The following is a 16,135-nucleotide window of genomic DNA, read 5'->3' on the forward strand; positions in this document are numbered from 1 at the left end:
ACTCTCACCGGCGTAAAAGGCACGTGACGTCGATGTTTCGCGCAGGTTTCGCTGCCCGGATGCCCGTCGGGCCGGCAGCTGTCAGGCCGTCGTCGGGGCCGTCGTCCGGGTCGGCGGCTCTGCCGGGACGGCGTCGAGGCCGGACCCGCCCGGACCTAGTTGAGCAGGGCGTCGACGAACCCCTCGGCGTCGAACGGGGCGAGATCGTCCGCGCCCTCGCCGAGACCGATCAGCTTCACCGGCACCCCGAGGCTGCGCTGGATGGCCACGACGATGCCGCCCTTCGCCGTCCCGTCCAGCTTGGTGAGCACGATCCCGGTGATGTTCACGACCTCGGCGAACACCCGGGCCTGCGAGAGCCCGTTCTGCCCGGTCGTCGCATCCAGCACCAGGAGGACCTCGTCCACCGTGCCCTGCTTCTCGATCACGCGCTTGACCTTGCCGAGCTCGTCCATGAGCCCCACCTTGTTCTGCAGGCGTCCCGCGGTGTCGATCAGCACGACGTCGACCTCCTGCTCGATGCCGGCCTTCACGGCTTCGAAGGCGACAGACGCGGGGTCGGCGCCGTCGACGTCGGACTTCACCGTCGGCACGCCGACGCGGGCACCCCAGGTGGCCAGCTGCTCGGCGGCGGCAGCACGGAAGGTGTCCGCCGCACCCAGGATGACGTCCTTGTCGTCGGCCACCAGCACGCGGGCGAGCTTGCCGACCGTCGTCGTCTTGCCGACACCGTTGACGCCGACCACCATGACGATGGCCGGACGGTCGGCGTGGCGGTGCGTCGCCAGGGAACGGTCCATCGACGGGTCGACCAGCTTGATGAGTTCGTCCCGGAGCATGTCCTTGACCTCGGCGGGGTTCCGGCTGCCCGCCACCTTCACGCGCTCGCGCAGGGCGTCGACGAGTTCCAGGGTCGGCTCCGTGCCGAGGTCGGCGAGGAGGAGTGTCTCCTCCACCTCGTCCCAGACGTCCTCGTCGATCCTGTCCCGGGACAGCAGGGCGAGCAGCCCCTTGCCGAGGGCGTTGTTGGACCGCACGAGACGGGCGCGGAGGCGGGCGAGCCTGCCCTGCACGGGGTCGACGGTGTCGAGCAGGGGCAGGGCGGGTGCGTCGTCCAGCCCGCTGAGGTCGTCGGGGACGAGCACTGTGGTGGGAAGGCCGTCCGGACGGTCCAGGACGTCGGTGGACGTCGCCCCGTGGGCGCCGCCCGCCCCCTGGTCATCGGGATCCCGCGGTGAGGAGTACAGCCCGGGTGGGGTGCGGCGGCCGCGGACGAGGAGGGCGGCGACCGACCCGATCACGGCGAGCGCGAGGATGACGAAGATGACAGGCAGGAGGATGTCGTTCACCGATCCACCTTCTCATACGGGCCGATTGAGCATCTCGCCCGCCGGGTGACAGAATTCGGGGACCATGGCCGGACTTCCTCGCGCGCGCATCCCCTTCTCCAGGACACCCTCGGGCCGGGCGGAGCGCGAGCGCATCCCCCGCGAGATCAGGGTGCTGATCGCGGCGGCGTTCGTCATCGCCATCGGGTTCGGCCTGGTGGCCCCGATCCTCCCGCAGTTCGCCCGCAGCTTCGACGTGGGGGTGACGGCGGCCTCGGTGATCGTCAGTGCGTTCGCGCTCACCCGCCTGCTGTTCGCGCCGGCGGGCGGATGGCTCGTGGAGAAGCTCGGCGAGCGCCCCGTCTACATCATCGGCCTGCTGATCGTCGCGCTGTCCACCGCGGCCTGCGCCTTCGCCGGCGACTACTGGCAGCTCCTCGTGTTCCGGGGTCTCGGCGGCATCGGCTCCACGATGTTCACGGTGTCGGCCATGGGGCTGATCGTGCGGCTCGCGCCGCCGTCGATCCGCGGCCGCGTCTCCGGTGCGTATGCGACGGCGTTCCTGCTCGGCAGTATCGGCGGGCCCATCCTCGGCGGGCTGCTCGCCGGGCTGGGGCTGCGCGTGCCGTTCCTCGTCTATGCAGGGGCTCTCCTGGTCGCGTCCGCCGTCGTCTTCTTCCAGCTCAAGAACACCTCGCTCGCGGACCGGCAGGCGGCCCGCGAGTCGGTTCCCCTGACCGTCCGCGAGGCGGTGAAGGACTCCGCGTACCGTGCGGCACTCGTGTCGAGCTTCGCCAACGGGTGGTCCTCCTTCGGTATCCGCATGGCCCTCGTGCCGCTCTTCGCCACCGCGGTGCTGGGCGCCGGACCGCAGATCGCCGGCATTTCGCTGGCGTTCTTCGCGGCCGGGACGGCGCTCGCTCTGACGGTCTCCGGGCGCCTCGCCGACACCGTCGGCAGGAGACCCCTCGTGATCACGGGCCTCCTGGTCAACGGGGCGGCGATGGCCGCGCTCGGCTTCTCGGGCAACGTCGCGGTGTTCCTCGCCGTCTGCGTCGTCGGCGGCGTGGGGACCGGGCTGCTGAACCCGGCCCAGCAGGCCGCCGTCGCGGACGTCATCGGCAACGGACGCAGCGGCGGGAAGGTCCTGGCGGGCTTCCAGATGAGCTCCGACCTGGGTGCGATCTTCGGTCCCCTGGTGGCCGGGGTCATCATCGACCGGCTCTGGGTGGGTTCCTACGACCTGGCCTTCGCGGTGACGGGCGCCCTCGCCGTCGCCGCCGCCGCGGTGTGGCTCGGCTCGCGGGAGACCCTGCCCGCGCAGGCCCGGACCACCGCACCCTAGCGGGCGGCCGGCTCCACGTCGGCCGTCAGCCGCTGGCTGATCACGGTGGACACGCCGTCGCCGCGCATCGTGACGCCGTACAGGGCGTCGGCGACCTCCATGGTGCGTTTCTGGTGGGTGATGATGATGAGCTGGCTCGACTCGCGGAGTTCCCGGAAGATCGTGATGAGGCGGCCCAGGTTCGTGTCGTCGAGGGCGGCCTCGACCTCGTCCATGACGTAGAACGGCGAGGGGCGTGCCTTGAAGATCGCCACGAGGAGGGCCACGGCCGTCAGCGACCGCTCCCCTCCGGAGAGCAGCGACAGGCGCTTGATCTTCTTGCCCGCGGGCCGCGCCTCGACCTCGATCCCGGTGGTGAGCATGTCCGAGGGATCGGTCAGGACGAGCCTGCCCTCGCCGCCCGGGAAGAGGGTCGCGAAGACGCGCTCGAACTGCTCGGCGGTGTCGCGGTACGCGGCGGTGAACACCTGCTCCACGCGTTCGTCCACGTCCCGGATGATGTCCAGGAGGTCCTTCCGCGTGGCTTTGAGGTCCGCGAGCTGCGTGCTGAGGAACTGGTGCCGCTCCTCGAGGGCCGCGAACTCCTCGAGCGCCAGCGGGTTCACCCTGCCGAGGGCCGCGAGGTCGCGTTCGGCCCTCCTGAGCCTCTTCTCCTGCTGCTCGCGCACGAACGGAACACCTTGGGGCACGGGGTTGCCGTCGTCGTCGACGGGGGCCCTCAGGGCGGCCCACTTGTCCTCCGATGCCGAGTCGGCGGGTACGGGGAGGTGCGGGCCGAACTCGCCGACGAGGTGGTCCGGCGTCAGGCCCAGTTCCTCGATGGAGCGGTTCTCCAGGGCTTCGATCCGGGCCCCCTGCTGGGCGCGGGCGAGTTCGTCGCGGTGCACGGAATCGGTCAGCCGCGCGAGTTCGACGGCGAGGTCGGCGGTCGACCGTCGCACCGCCTGCAACTCGCTGTCCTGCTCGTCGCGCCTGCGCTCTGCCGCATCGCGGTACTCGGCCGCGGCGGCCATCGAGCCGGCCGCAGCCCGTTCGGCCCGGCGTGCCGCCGTGGCGACGGCCACGGCCTTCCGGGCCTGCGCCGCGCGGATCCTCGCCTTCTCGGCGGCCTGCTCCCGTGCGCGGCGCTCGGCCTGGGCGGCTCGCTCGAGGGATGCCGCCCGGTTCGCGAGCGCGGAGAGCTGTTCCTCCCTGCTGCGGAGCGCCAGCCGCGCCTCGAGTTCGGACTGCCGCGCATCGGCGGCGGCACGCTGCAGGGCGTCCCGCTGTCCGGTGGACGGCTCGGCCTCGATCGGCTGGTCCTGCAGGTCCTTCAGGCGCAGGGCGGCCTCCTGCAGCTTCGACTCCTCCTGCACGAGGTTCGCCTCGGCGGCGCGCTCCAGGGCAGCGAGGCGCTCGGCCTCGCCGGAGGCCGAGCGGAGGCCCGCGTTCAGCCGGCCCAGTCTTTCGGCAACGGCCGCCATCCGGGCATCGGACTCGTGCAGGCGCTCGAGCGCCGCCTCCGTACGCTGCCGGGCGACCTGGAGGCGCGCCTCCGCTGCCGACAGCCGGAACCGGAGGCGCTCGGTCGCGGCGACGGCGGCGGCGAGGTGCGCCTCGGTCTGCTCGGCTGCGGCACGCAGCTCGAGGTATCCCGCCGCACCGGGCGTACCCCCGCGGACGATGTGCCGGGACAGGACGTCACCCTCCCGCGTGACGGCCGCCCCCGCGCTCCCCTGCTCCACCACGGCTGCGGCCTGGTCGAGGTCCGCGACGACGACGATGCCCGCCAGGAGGTCCTCGACGGCGGCGCGCAGGGCGGGCGGTACGGACACCACGGAGAGCGCGGTGACCGGCGCGTCGTCGTGCGCTCCCGGCACCTGCGACCCCGGCGCGGCCGCCCGGTCGGTCTCCTGCGCGCCGGGGGCTACGACGAGGGACACCTGGCCGGCGTCGTCCTGCTTGACGAGCTCCAGCGCCCGCACCGCCGCCGGAACGCTGGGGACGGTCACGGCGTCGGCGGAGTGCGCCAGGGCCGCGGCGACCGCCTTCTCGAAACCGGGCGTCACCTGGAGGAGCTGGGCGAGCGGGAACACGCCGTCGAGCCCTGCCGCGAGGAGCACACCCGAGCCGTCGCGCTGCTGCAGGCCCTCACGCTGCGCCTCGAGGCGGGCGGCGAGGGCCCCACGGGCGCGGTCGGCGCCGCGCTCCTCCTCGGCGAGTGCGGCACGTTCCCCGGTGGCCGCTTCGAGGGCGGCGGAGGCGGCCTCGTACTCGGCGTCGAGTCCCTCCTCCCCCTCCTCGGCTCCCGCGACCTGGCTCTCGAGGGCCGCGAAGTCGCGCTCGGCGGTCCGGCGTCGTTCCTCGGCCGCGGTGATCGACGCACGGAGGCGCCCGAGTTCGGCGACGACGGACTCGACGCGGGACCGCGCGGCTCCGACGGTGCCCGCGAGCCGCGCGTCGCCCTCCCGGCGGTCCGCGGCGGCCCGGAGCAGGCGCGCGAGCCGCGCATCCTCGGCCGCCGAGGCCTCCTCCGCGGCACGGCGGACGGCGAGGGTCTCCTCGAGGGCGTGCGTGAGCGACACGACCTCGTCCTGCAGTCCCGTGACCTCGGCGCGCACGCGCGCGGCCTGCCGGTCGAGGTGGTCGGGATCGCGCCCCGGGTCCGGTCCGGTGCCGCCCTGGCCGAGGAGATGCCCCCGGTCCTCGGCGCGGGCGGCGAGCGCGGCGAGGTTCTCCCGGGCGCTGGACAGCGAGTACCAGGTCTCCCGGGCGCTGTTGAGGGCGGGAACGGACGCCGCTGCGGCCTGCTCGAGCTGCGCCTGGCGTCCCTGGGCCGCGCCGAGCTCCGTCTCGACCTCTTCGCGGCGCGCCTGCAGCGCGGCCTCGGCGGCCGTGTCCCGGTCGAAGCCGGCCCGCAGGGTGACGAGTTCGTCCGCGAGCAGCCGCGACCGCGCGTCCCGGGCCGCGAACTGCACCTGCTGCGCACGGCGTGCCACCTCCGCCTGCTTCCCGAGGGGCGTCAGCTGTCGCCGCAGCTCGGCCGTGAGGTCGGAGAGCCGTGCCAGGTTGGCCTGCATGGCGTCGAGCTTCCGGACCGTCTTCTCCCGGCGGCGCCGGTGCTTCAGGATCCCGGCGGCCTCCTCGATGAACCCCCGGCGGTCCTCGGGCGTGGCGTGCAGCACCTTGTCGAGCTGGCCCTGGCCCACGATGACGTGCATCTCCCGCCCCAGGCCGGAGTCGGAGAGCAGCTCCTGGATGTCGAGGAGCCTGCAGCTCCTGCCGTTGATCGCGTACTCCGAGCCACCCGCCCTGAAGAGGGTGCGGCTGATGGTGACCTCGGTGTACTCGATCGGAAGGGCGCCGTCGCTGTTGTCGATGGTCAGGGACACGTGGGCGCGGCCCAGCGCCGCCCTGCCGGAGGGACCGGTCGTGCCGGCGAAGATGACGTCCTCCATCCTCCCGCCGCGGAGGGTCTTGGCCCCCTGCTCCCCCATCACCCAGGCGAGCGCGTCCACCACGTTCGATTTGCCGGAGCCGTTCGGTCCCACCACGGCGGTGACGCCGGGCTCGAAGTCGAAGGTGGTCGCCGAGGCGAAAGACTTGAACCCTCGCACGGTTAGACTCTTCAGATGCACGGTGTCAGGATCTCCAGGTGGTGTAGGACCTCCCTAATCTACTGGAACCCACCGACTTCGCCGGGTATCGCACCCGCTGCGGGGCCGGCGTCGGAGCGGCGCAGAGCGGCGCATCGGGCGGCAACGCCGCACGCGCCGCTGAATTCGACGTGACCGGCCGCTGCATTACGAAGTAGGCTTACCAAAGATTCAGCAGTTTTCAGAGCGTCCAGGCCGATCCATCCGTGGATCCACCACGGCCATCCACCGGCGCTGACACATGGACGAGGCAGGAAATTTGACCGGTAACGCGACGTTCCGACATGACAACACGGCCTTGCTCGCCGTCACGAGTGTGGAGGCGCCGGTAGTCGTCAGTTCCGCAGAGTTCGACGAACGGCTCGCCCCCAGCCTGAAGAGGCTCCGCCTCTCCAAGCGGCTCCTCGAACGCGTGGCAGGCGTCACGGAGCGGCGCTGGTGGTCCCCCGGGTCCGATTTCGACGACGCCGCCATCGAGGCCGGGGCGAAGGCGATGGCGGAGGCCGGCATCGAGCCGGGCGACGTGGGCCTGCTCATCAACACCTCGGTGACCCGGCGCAACCTCGAGCCGTCCGTCGCCGTGAAGATCCACCACTCGCTGGGACTCCCCTCGTCGGCCATGAACTTCGACCTCGCGAACGCGTGCCTCGGCTTCGTCAACGGCATGACCCTGGCCGCGAACATGATCGATTCCGGGCAGATCAAGTACGCCCTCATCGTGGCCGGCGAGGACGCACAGCGCACGCAGGAGGCCACGTTCCGCCGCCTCAACCGTGAGGACTCGACGCGCGAGGACTTCCTGGCGGAGTTCGCGACCCTGACCCTCGGCTCCGGTGCCGCCGCGGCGGTCATCGGCCCCGCCGACCTGCATCCAGGCTCCCATCGCATCCTCGGCGGGGTGTCCCGCGCCGGGACGCAGCATCACGAACTGTGCGTGGGCGGCATCGACGGCATGTACACGGACACGAAGGGACTGCTCGACGGCGGCCTGGAGCTCGTGGTCACCGCCTGGCACGAGGCGCAGGCCGACGGCTGGGCATGGGACGCGATGGACCGGTACGTCACGCACCAGGTCTCCAACTCCTACACCAACGCCATCATCAAGGCCGTGGATCTCGAGCGCGAACGCGTACCCATCACCTTCCCGCACTGGGGCAACGTGGGGCCGGCGTCCCTGCCGATGACCCTCGCCCAGGAGTCGCAGTCACTGGCCCCCGGGGACCGCGTGCTCTGCCTCGGCGTCGGCTCGGGCCTGAACACCTCGATGATGGAGATTGCGTGGTAGCACTCCCCGGCGTCGATCCCTCGTGGTCGGCGTACATCGACGTGCCCTCGACCAGTGGTGCGGACGCCCCCGGGAGCACGCATCGCTGGCACTACCTGGACAACGGCTCCGACATCGGCCCGGTCGACAGGCCAGGAGGCGGGTCCTACGACACCCCGGGCGGGGAGCCGTCCGTCCGGGGCACGCTGCTCTGCGTCCACGGGAATCCCACCTGGTCGTACCTGTGGCGGAGCTTCCTGGCAGCCGGACGTGAGGCCGGCTGGCGCGTGATCGCCGTGGACCAGCTGGACATGGGCTACTCCGACCGCACCGGCGTGTTCCGCCGCCTGGCCCACCGCATCACCGACCTCGAGGACTTCGTCGCCGCCGTCGGCATCACCGGTCCCGTCGTCACGGTCGGCCACGACTGGGGCGGCGTCGTCAGTCTCGGCTACGCCGACCGCAACCGCGACGACCTGGCCGGGGTCATCCTGACCAACACGGCGATCCACCAGGACCCGGCGCGTCCGATCCCCGCTCCCCTGCGGCTCGCCCTGGCACCGGGAGTGCACGGGCTCGGCACCCGGACCACGAGCGCCTTCCTGGACGTCACGCTCGCCCTCGCCCGGCCCGGACTGGACCGGGACGTCCGCCACGCCTTCCGCGCGCCGCACCGTTCCCCGGCGGACCGCCAGGGCATCGCCAACTTCGTCTCCGACATCCCGGCCGAGCCCTCCCACCCCAGCTACGCGGCCCTCACCGCGACGGCGGAGGGCATCCGCAGCCTCGACGTGCCCGTGCTCATGATGTGGGGACCGCACGACCCGATCTTCTCCGACACCTACCTCGAGGACCTCGCCGTCCGGCTGCCGCACGCCGACATCCACCGCTTCGAATCGGCGGGCCACCTCGTGCAGGAGGACGCCGCCGCGGCGTCGACCGCCATGGACTGGCTCGCCGCCCGTTCCGTCGGCGCAGGTGCACCGGCCGGGAACGGCCCGTCCCGGACAGCAGCTCCCTACGTGCCGCTCGGTCGACGGATCGGCGAGCTCGCGAACGGTCCGGAGGGATCGACGACGGCCGTCGCCGAGATGAGCGCCGCGGGTCCGCCGCGCACGCTGTCCTGGCGGGAACTCGATGACGACGTCGCCGCCGTCGCCGCGGGCCTGACCGCGCTCGGATACGGTCCCGGCAGCCGGGTCAGCCTCCTCGTCCCGCCCGGCGTCGACCTCACCGTCCTCATCTACGCCTGCCTGCGGATCGGCGCGGTGATCGTCGTCGCGGACGCCGGACTCGGTGCCCGCGGCCTGAGCCGTGCGGTCAGGGGATCCGCCCCCGACGTCGTCATCGGCGTCGAACGCGCCCTCCTCGCCGCCCGCGCCTTCGGATGGCCCGGCCGCCGCATCAGCTCCGCGCCCCTGTCGGCGGCGAGACGGAAGGCGCTGCGCGTGGAGGCGTCCCTGAACGACCTCCGCGCCGCCCGGCCGGGGACGGACTCCCCGAATCCCGACGCGGAGTCGGACGCGGCGATCCTGTTCACCTCCGGATCCACGGGGCCCGCCAAGGGCGTGGTGTACACGCACCGGCAGCTCTCCGCGATGCGCGACGCCGTCGAGCGGACCCTGGGACTGGGACCCGGTGCGGCGCTCGTCGCGGGATTCGCCCCCTTCGCCCTGCTCGGGCCCGCACTCGGAGCCACGTCGGTCACGCCGGCCATGGACGTGACGGCACCGCGTACCCTGACGGCGCGGGCCCTGGCCGACGCCGCCGACGCCATCGGCGCGACCGTCGTGTTCGCCTCCCCCGCGGCACTGCGCAACGTCCTGGCGACGTCGTCCGGCCTCGGCAGCACCGGGAAGCGCGCCCTCGCCCGGATCACCCTCATGCTCTCGGCCGGCGCACCCATCCCCGTCCCGCTCCTCGAAGCCGTACAGGACCTGGTCCCGGCCGCCACCCTCCACACGCCCTACGGCATGACGGAGTCCCTCCTCGTCGCGGACATCGACCTCGACGGCATCCGTGCCGCAGCGGCGTCGGGCGCGCAGGGCGCCGGGAACGGCGTCTGCGTCGGCCTGCCCGTGCACGGGACGCACGTGGCGGTGAGCCCGCTCGACGGCACCGGCGCGGCCACCGGCGAACCCGGGACGACGCCCGGCGTCACGGGCGAGATCCTCGTCGACGCCCCGCACGTGAAGGACCGCTACTTCAGGCTGTGGAGGACACAGCAGGACGCAGCGCGCACCCTGCCCTGGCACCGCACGGGGGACGTCGGCCACTTCGACGCCGAGGGCCGACTCTGGGTCGAGGGCAGACTGGGCCACGTCGTCACGTCCGCCGCCGGTGTGCTGACCCCCGTCGGACTCGAGCAGGCCCTGGAGACGGTCGACGGGGTGCGGCTCGCCGCGGTCGTGGGCGTGGGTCCCGCAGGGACGCAGGCCGTCGTCGCGGTGCTCGAGACGGAGGAGGCAGGACGCCGCCCGCGCCTCGCCGGGTCCTCGCTGGCCGCGGCCGCGCGGACCGCCGCACGGGCGCGCGGTGTCGACCTCGCTGCCGTGATCACCGTCCCGACGCTGCCCGTGGATGTCCGGCACAACGCGAAGATCGATCGTGCGCGCGTCGCCGCGTGGAGTGGCCGCTTCCTGTCCGGTGGGCGGACGGGCTCGCTGTGACGGTCCTCGTGACGGGCGCGAGCGGCATGCTCGGGCGCGCCGTCGCGCAGCACCTGGTCGCCGAGGGCCGCGACGTGCGGTGTTTCCAGCGACGCCCGTCCGGCGTCGCCGGGGCGCAGGACGTCCTCGGGTCGGTCGAGGACCAGGCCGCCGTCGCCGCAGCGGTGCGCGGGTGCGCCGCGGTGATCCACCTGGCCGCGAAGGTCTCCTTCACGGGAGCCGCCGCCGAGTTCGACAGCATCAACGTCGGCGGCACGAGGCGCCTCCTCGATGCGGCACAGGAGGCCGGCGTGACCGACGTCGTGCACGTCTCCTCACCATCGGTCGCCCATGACGGGACGTCCCTCGTCGGCGCTCCCGCCGGGCCCGCCGAGCCCGGGCACGCGCGCGGTGACTACGCGCGGACGAAGGCGGCGGCGGAACTGCTGGCGCTCGCCCGCTCGACCCCGGCGTTCCGCGTCGCGGCGGTCCGGCCGCACATCGTGTGGGGGCCGGGTGACACGCAGCTCGTCGAGCGGGTGATGGACCGCGCACGCCGCGGCCGCCTGCCGCTGCTCGACGGCGGGACCGCCCTCATCGACACGACCTACGTCGACAACGCGGCGTCCGCGATCGCGGCCTGCCTGCGCCGCATCGACGCGGCCCAGGGGCAGGCCCTCGTCATCACCAACGGCGAACCGCGGCCCATCGCGGAGCTGCTCGCGGGGATCTGCCGCGCCGGAGGGGTGGAGCCACCCGCGTGGTCGGTGCCGGGTGCCGTCGCACGCGGCGCGGGAGCGCTCATCGAGCGGGCCTGGCTCGCCTCGGGCCGCACCCAGGAACCTCCCATGACGCGCTTCCTCGCCGAGCAGCTCTCGACGGCGCACTGGTTCGACCAGCGGCGCACGCGCACGGTCCTCGACTGGGAGCCGTCCGTCGGTATCGACGAGGGCTTCGAGCGGCTCGCCCGCCATTACTCGCACCGGGCCTAGTCGTCCCCGTGTCCCGCCGGGGTCGCAGGGTCACGCCCGCCGGGCCTGGACCTCGAGGTAGTGAGGATTGTTCATCAGGCCGAGCACGTTGCCGAACGGGTCCACGACAGACGCCGTCCTGAACCCGCCGGTCCCCCGCTCCGTGACGGGCTCGTACACGGTGGCGCCCATGCCGAGCAGCCGGTCCAGCGTGGCGGCCAGATCGTCCACGTGCCAGAACATCACCGCTCCGCCCGGGGTGTTCGACGCACCGGACGGCGCGTACCTCCGGTCGATGAACCCGAGCTCGTCCTCGTCGTCACCCACCCGGAACTCGAGGTAGGCGGGAGGTTCGGGCGGCTGCGGGAAGGCGTAGTACGGTTCAATCCCCAGCAGGTCCGTGTACCAGGCGCGGGCTGCGGCGAGATCGTCCGCGTAGAAGCTGATGGTGGCGAATCCTCGAAACATCGGTGCTCCTTCGGGTAGGCGTGTCCCGCCGGAATGTACACCCGGAGAACGACGCAGAGAAGGGCGGGATGCTCGGCATCCCGCCCTTCTCTACGTTGTTCGTGCGACCTGCGGACAGCCCGGTCGGGCCGACCGTGGCCTACCGCGACTAGCGCGTGTAGTAGCCGTCGACCGCCATGACGTCGACCGAGTGCACCAGCGTGCCCTGCGAGGGGTTCAGGGCGCTGACCATCTGGCCGTCGCCGAGGTAGATACCGACGTGGCTGCCACCGTTCTGGCTCACCAGGTCACCCGGCTGGGGGTTGCTGGTGGGCGTCATGGAGGCGAACTGGGCCCAGGTGGTGCGGGGGATGCTGACGCCCTGCTGGGCGTAGGCCCACTGCACGAAGCCGGAGCAGTCCCAGGCGCCGAAGGCGGTCCCGCCGTAGACGTAGCCCGAGCCGACGCCCTGCATCGCCGTCGCCGCGATACCCGCGACCGGTCCGGAGGGAACCCGCGCGGTCGAGGCCGCGGACTGGGTGCTGATGCCGGTGGAGTTGCCGGCGAAGACGGCGGGAGCCGCGACAGGAGCCGCAGCGGGGGCCGCGACCGGAGCGGCGACGATGGACGCCGACTGCACGGAGTACTGCTGGGGTGCTGCGGAACCGCCGAGCGAGATCGACTGGCCCGGGTAGATGACCGAGCCGTAGCCGAAGCCGTTGGCGCTGAAGACGGCTTCGAGGCTGACACCGTGGGACGAGGCGATGCTGCCGAGCGTGTCGCCGGCCTGCACGGTGTAGGTTCCCGCGGCGGCAGTGCTGACCGCTGCAGACTGGGTGTCGACGCTGATCTCGCCTGCAGCGCTGGCCGGGAGGGCCGCGCCGAACAGGAGGCCGGAAGCGGTGACGACCACCGCGGCGGGCTTACCGGCTACCGACGCACTCGCGGTGACGGCGCGGGAGGCCGTGATGAAGGGGTTGGTGCGCGTGGGGACTGCCCGGTGGCGCGCGTTTGAGCTCTTGGACATGCTGATGCCTTTCCCAATGCCTGCGAAGTTAGCTGTCGGGTTCGGATGGGACATCCGGACACATACCTGTCGACCATCGCCCCCAAGCTGGTCAACGCGTGTCTTTACCCCAAGGACTCACAAGGAGTCCGCTACTGGTTCCCCCGCCCCTGTCGAATGGTTTGTGCGAACGGTCCATCCTCATCGACAGGGTTCGGCAGAAAGAGGATGGGCGCCCCTCCGTGCTGGAACGGACGCGGGTTCAACGGTACGCGGTGGGCCCCCGATTGTCACGTTTCGATCACGAGGCGAAGATCACGTCCCGTTCCGGAGGGTTACGGCCGCGCGTTCCGAGGTCTCGGCTGGCAGTGCGGGCACAGGTAGGAGGACCGGTTCATGAACGATTCCCGGCGGATCAGCGTCTCGCGGCCCTCGGAGGCGCAGCGGCGGCACGGCTGCCCGGCACGCCCGTACGCCTCCAGGTCCCGGGCGAAGTAGCCGGAGGCGCCGTTGACGTTGGCGTACAGGGCGTCGAAGCTCGTACCTCCGGCGGCGAGGGCCCGGGTCATGACGCCCACGGCCGACTCGATGATGCGGGAGGTGTCCGGACGGCGCAGCGTGTCCGTGGGCCGGGCGTAGTGGAGCCTCGCGGCCCACAGGGCTTCGTCCGCGTAGATGTTGCCGATGCCGGAGACGAGCCCCTGGTCGAGCAGGGCACGCTTGAGCCCGGTCCTCCGCGCCCTGATCCGCCGGTGGAAGGCATCGGGGCTGAAGGCGGGGTCGAGGAGGTCCCGTGCGATGTGGGCGGCCTGGTGCGGGATGAGCGGCAGGCCACCCTGCCCCTGCCCGCCCGGATGGCCGTCGGCGGTCGGCTCCAGGTCGGCGACGAACATGCCGCCGAAGATCCGCTGATCCACGAAGCGCAGTTCGGACGGCAACGGCACGCCGTCGCCGTCGAGAGCCGCGGAAAGCGTCAGGCGCACCTTGAGGTGCTTCTCCGTCGGCGCATCGGGCTCCTCGATCAGGAGTTGCCCGCTCATCCCGAGATGTGCCATCAGTGCCACGTGCGGGGGTCCGGCGGCGGCGTCGGGGTCCTCGAGGACCATCCAGAGGAACTTCCCCCGCCGCACCACGTCGGTCACGCGCGAGCCGGTGACGTTCCCCGCGAAGTCCTCGACCCCGTTCAGGTGCCGGCGGACCGACCTGGCGTCGCAGACCTCGACGGCCTCGACGCGACGCCCTGTCACCCAGCGGGCAAGGCCCCGCCGGACGACCTCCACCTCGGGGAGTTCGGGCACTCAGGATCCGTCGACGGTGCCGGAGGCAGGGCTGGACCCGGGGCCCGAGGCGGGGTCGCCGGCCCGCGTCGGGGAAGCGGCCCCGTCGGCGAGCAGCGTCCAGGACACGGCCGCTGCCGCCTGCTCGGCCTCCTTCTTCGACGGTCCGTTCCCGGAGCCGTACTCGATCCCGCCGATCAGCAGGCGTGCCGTGAAGGTGCGGGCGTGGTCGGGGCCGGTCCCCTCGACCTGGTAGTCGATGAGCCCGAGGCGCCGGCCCGCCGCCGTCTCCTGGATGCGGGTCTTCCAGTCGGTGCCCTCGCCGAGGACCGCGGAATCGCGGAGGAGGGGCCCGATGAGCCGCATCACCATGGCGCGCGCCGTCTCGATGCCATGGCTGAGGTACGCCGCGCCGATCACCGCTTCCATGGTGTCCGCGAGGATGGACGCCTTGTCCCGGCCGTTCGTCAGCTTCTCGCCCTGCCCCAGCAGGACGTAGCTGCCGAGGTCGAGCGAGCGCGCCACTCCCGCGAGTGCCTTGGTGCTGACGACGGCGGAACGGCGCTTCGCGAGCTCCCCCTCGGAGAGGCCGGGGTTGTCCCGGTACAGGGCGTCCGTCACGGAGAGGCCGAGCACGGAGTCACCGAGGAACTCGAGGCGCTCGTTGGTGGGGATCCCGCCCTTCTCGTAGGCGTAGGACCGGTGTGTCAGGGCAAGACGAAGCGTCCCGGTGTCGATATCGACACCGAGACGCTCCGTGAGTTCTTCAGTATTCTTCACAACCGCATCAGCTGATCAGCATCGGACGGATACCCGCCCGTGCGTAGCGCGGCGGGAGGGGTCCGATGTCAGACGTCGGCTACCTTGCGGCCCTTGTACTCGAGGAACAGCGGGGTGCCCGCCGAGTCGGTGACGACCTTCGCCTGGTGGGCGAGGCTGTAGGTCACGCGGCCGTTCTCGAGGGTCTTGACCAGCTTGGGGGCGGTTGCCTTCCACTGGGACCGGCGTGCGCGGGTATTCGCGCGGGACATCTTCCGTTTCGGGACAGCCACGGCTAACTCTCTTCTCTCTCGTCTGACTCTGACTTTGGTGCCGCATCGTTCTCAGCGGCGTTGCCCGCCAGCCCGGCGAGGGCTGACCAGCGAGGGTCCAAAATTTCATGGTGGTGGTCCGGATCGTCATTGAGCCGGGCTCCGCATTCGGAGCACAGACCCTTGCAGTCGTCCCGGCACACCGGCTGGAATGGCAGCGACGTAACCACTGCATCCCTCAGCACGGGTTCCAGTGCGACCGAATCGCTCTCCACCCTGTGCAGTTCTTCGTCCTCGCCCGACAGCGACTCCGAGTCGCTGTAGAAGAAGAGCTCCTGGACATCCACTTCGTGTTCGTACCGTAGTGGCTCCAGGCAACGGCCGCACTCGCCGGTTACCTCGACGTTCGCCGTTCCGGACACCAGGATCCCCTCGTGCACCGACTCGAACCGCAGATCGAGTTCCATCTCGGAACCCTCCTGCACACCGATCAGTGCGACGCCGAAATCCTTCGGTGCCGGTACATGTTCTTCGACTGTCCGCATGCTTCCCGGACTGCGTCCGAGATCCTTGACGCCGAACGTCAAGGGCGAACTGAGATCGCTTTTAATGGTGACTCCTGTAGAACATATGACCGACGTATCATCCTACCCTGCCGATCCGGGCAGGCCCAAAACGCGCGCTCCTCGGACGCACCCGGCTCAGCCCTCCGGCCGCAGCCGGGCGTGGACGGCGTCGGGAACGAACGCGCGGATGTCGCCGCCGAGCGCCGCGACCTCCTTGAGCAGTGTCGAGGAGACATGGGCGAAGTCCGTACCGGTGGGCAGGAAGACCGTCTCGATATCGGCGAGGTGCCGGTTCATGGTGGCCATCGGGAGTTCGTAGTCGAAGTCGAGGCTGGAGCGCAGTCCCTTCACGAGCGCCACCGCGCCGTGCTCCCGACAGAACTCCGCCACGAGGCCCGCCTCCATGGGTCGCACCGTGATGCCCGGCAGGTGCGCGAGGCTGTCGGTGCAGAATGCGAGGCGCTCGTCGATCCCGAACCGGTACGTCTTGGCGTAGTTCGTCGAGACCGCGACGATCACCTCGTCGAAGAGGCGGGTGGCGCGACGGATGACTTCGATGTGTCCGTTGTGGATGGGGTCGAAGGACCCGGGGCAGACGGCGCGGCTCATGCCCCCAC

General features: G+C 71.6%; 13 protein-coding genes and 1 riboswitch. Of the genes, 4 read left to right on the forward strand and 9 right to left on the reverse strand.

Annotation, left to right across the window (positions count from 1 at the left end; translation table 11 throughout):
- Nucleotides 1-155 precede the first annotated feature (155 nt).
- Complete coding sequence (ftsY, locus tag CXQ97_RS00360) at nucleotides 156-1,349, reverse strand: signal recognition particle-docking protein FtsY (RefSeq protein ID WP_104178878.1); 1,194 nt, start codon at nucleotides 1,347-1,349, stop codon at nucleotides 156-158.
- A gap of 64 nt (nucleotides 1,350-1,413) precedes the next feature.
- On the opposite strand from ftsY, the gene CXQ97_RS00365 reads away from it, so the two are divergent.
- On the forward strand, nucleotides 1,414-2,673 hold the full coding sequence (locus tag CXQ97_RS00365; RefSeq protein ID WP_104178879.1) for an MFS transporter: 1,260 nt from the start codon (nucleotides 1,414-1,416) through the stop codon (nucleotides 2,671-2,673).
- On the opposite strand, the gene smc is transcribed toward CXQ97_RS00365, so the two are convergent.
- The gene (gene smc / locus CXQ97_RS00370) at nucleotides 2,670-6,290 is read right to left on the reverse strand and encodes a chromosome segregation protein SMC (RefSeq protein WP_104178880.1); all 3,621 of its coding nucleotides are present in this window, start codon (nucleotides 6,288-6,290) and stop codon (nucleotides 2,670-2,672) included. The two genes, CXQ97_RS00365 and smc, sit on opposite strands and share 4 nt — an antisense overlap.
- Nucleotides 6,291-6,567: 277 nt before the next feature.
- Between smc and CXQ97_RS00375 the strand changes: the two genes are divergently transcribed.
- From CXQ97_RS00375 to CXQ97_RS00385, 3 genes are read left to right on the forward strand one after another with little or no spacing between them, the layout of a single operon-like run.
- Nucleotides 6,568-7,593, forward strand: a complete 1,026-nt coding sequence (locus CXQ97_RS00375) for a 3-oxoacyl-ACP synthase III (RefSeq protein ID WP_181034927.1) — start codon at nucleotides 6,568-6,570, stop codon at nucleotides 7,591-7,593.
- Nucleotides 7,587-10,241 (forward strand): alpha/beta fold hydrolase, encoded by a 2,655-nt coding sequence (locus CXQ97_RS00380; RefSeq protein WP_104178882.1) that lies wholly within the window; start codon nucleotides 7,587-7,589, stop codon nucleotides 10,239-10,241. Before CXQ97_RS00375 ends, CXQ97_RS00380 begins: the two co-directional genes overlap by 7 nt.
- Complete coding sequence (locus tag CXQ97_RS00385; RefSeq protein ID WP_104178883.1) at nucleotides 10,238-11,212, forward strand: NAD(P)-dependent oxidoreductase; 975 nt, start codon at nucleotides 10,238-10,240, stop codon at nucleotides 11,210-11,212. Before CXQ97_RS00380 ends, CXQ97_RS00385 begins: the two co-directional genes overlap by 4 nt.
- Before the next feature lie 30 nt (nucleotides 11,213-11,242).
- On the opposite strand, the gene CXQ97_RS00390 is transcribed toward CXQ97_RS00385, so the two are convergent.
- The 7 genes from CXQ97_RS00390 to coaD all read right to left on the reverse strand — a co-directional run bounded on the left by CXQ97_RS00390 (nucleotide 11,243) and on the right by coaD (nucleotide 16,127).
- Entirely contained in the window at nucleotides 11,243-11,659 is a 417-nt protein-coding gene (locus CXQ97_RS00390; protein ID WP_104178884.1) for a VOC family protein, read from the reverse strand.
- A 148-nt stretch (nucleotides 11,660-11,807) separates the two neighbouring features.
- The gene (locus tag CXQ97_RS00395; protein WP_104178885.1) at nucleotides 11,808-12,665 is read right to left on the reverse strand and encodes a C40 family peptidase; all 858 of its coding nucleotides are present in this window, start codon (nucleotides 12,663-12,665) and stop codon (nucleotides 11,808-11,810) included.
- Between the two features lie 2 nt (nucleotides 12,666-12,667).
- Nucleotides 12,668-12,874: riboswitch (cyclic di-AMP (ydaO/yuaA leader) on the reverse strand.
- 105 nt (nucleotides 12,875-12,979) lie between these two features.
- The gene (gene mutM / locus CXQ97_RS00400) at nucleotides 12,980-13,942 is read right to left on the reverse strand and encodes a bifunctional DNA-formamidopyrimidine glycosylase/DNA-(apurinic or apyrimidinic site) lyase (protein ID WP_104178886.1); all 963 of its coding nucleotides are present in this window, start codon (nucleotides 13,940-13,942) and stop codon (nucleotides 12,980-12,982) included.
- Entirely contained in the window at nucleotides 13,943-14,701 is a 759-nt protein-coding gene (rnc, locus tag CXQ97_RS00405; protein ID WP_104178887.1) for a ribonuclease III, read from the reverse strand.
- A 68-nt stretch (nucleotides 14,702-14,769) separates the two neighbouring features.
- Nucleotides 14,770-14,973, reverse strand: a complete 204-nt coding sequence (gene rpmF, locus CXQ97_RS00410; protein ID WP_043445822.1) for a 50S ribosomal protein L32 — start codon at nucleotides 14,971-14,973, stop codon at nucleotides 14,770-14,772.
- Between the two features lie 2 nt (nucleotides 14,974-14,975).
- Complete coding sequence (locus CXQ97_RS00415) at nucleotides 14,976-15,539, reverse strand: DUF177 domain-containing protein (RefSeq protein ID WP_104178888.1); 564 nt, start codon at nucleotides 15,537-15,539, stop codon at nucleotides 14,976-14,978.
- 114 nt (nucleotides 15,540-15,653) lie between these two features.
- Complete coding sequence (gene coaD, locus CXQ97_RS00420; protein WP_104178889.1) at nucleotides 15,654-16,127, reverse strand: pantetheine-phosphate adenylyltransferase; 474 nt, start codon at nucleotides 16,125-16,127, stop codon at nucleotides 15,654-15,656.
- Between the last annotated feature and the right edge of the window lie 8 nt (nucleotides 16,128-16,135).

It is taken from the genome of Arthrobacter sp. B0490, assembly GCF_002929355.1.
In the GTDB taxonomy this organism is placed as follows: Bacteria; Actinomycetota; Actinomycetes; order Actinomycetales; family Micrococcaceae; genus Arthrobacter_D.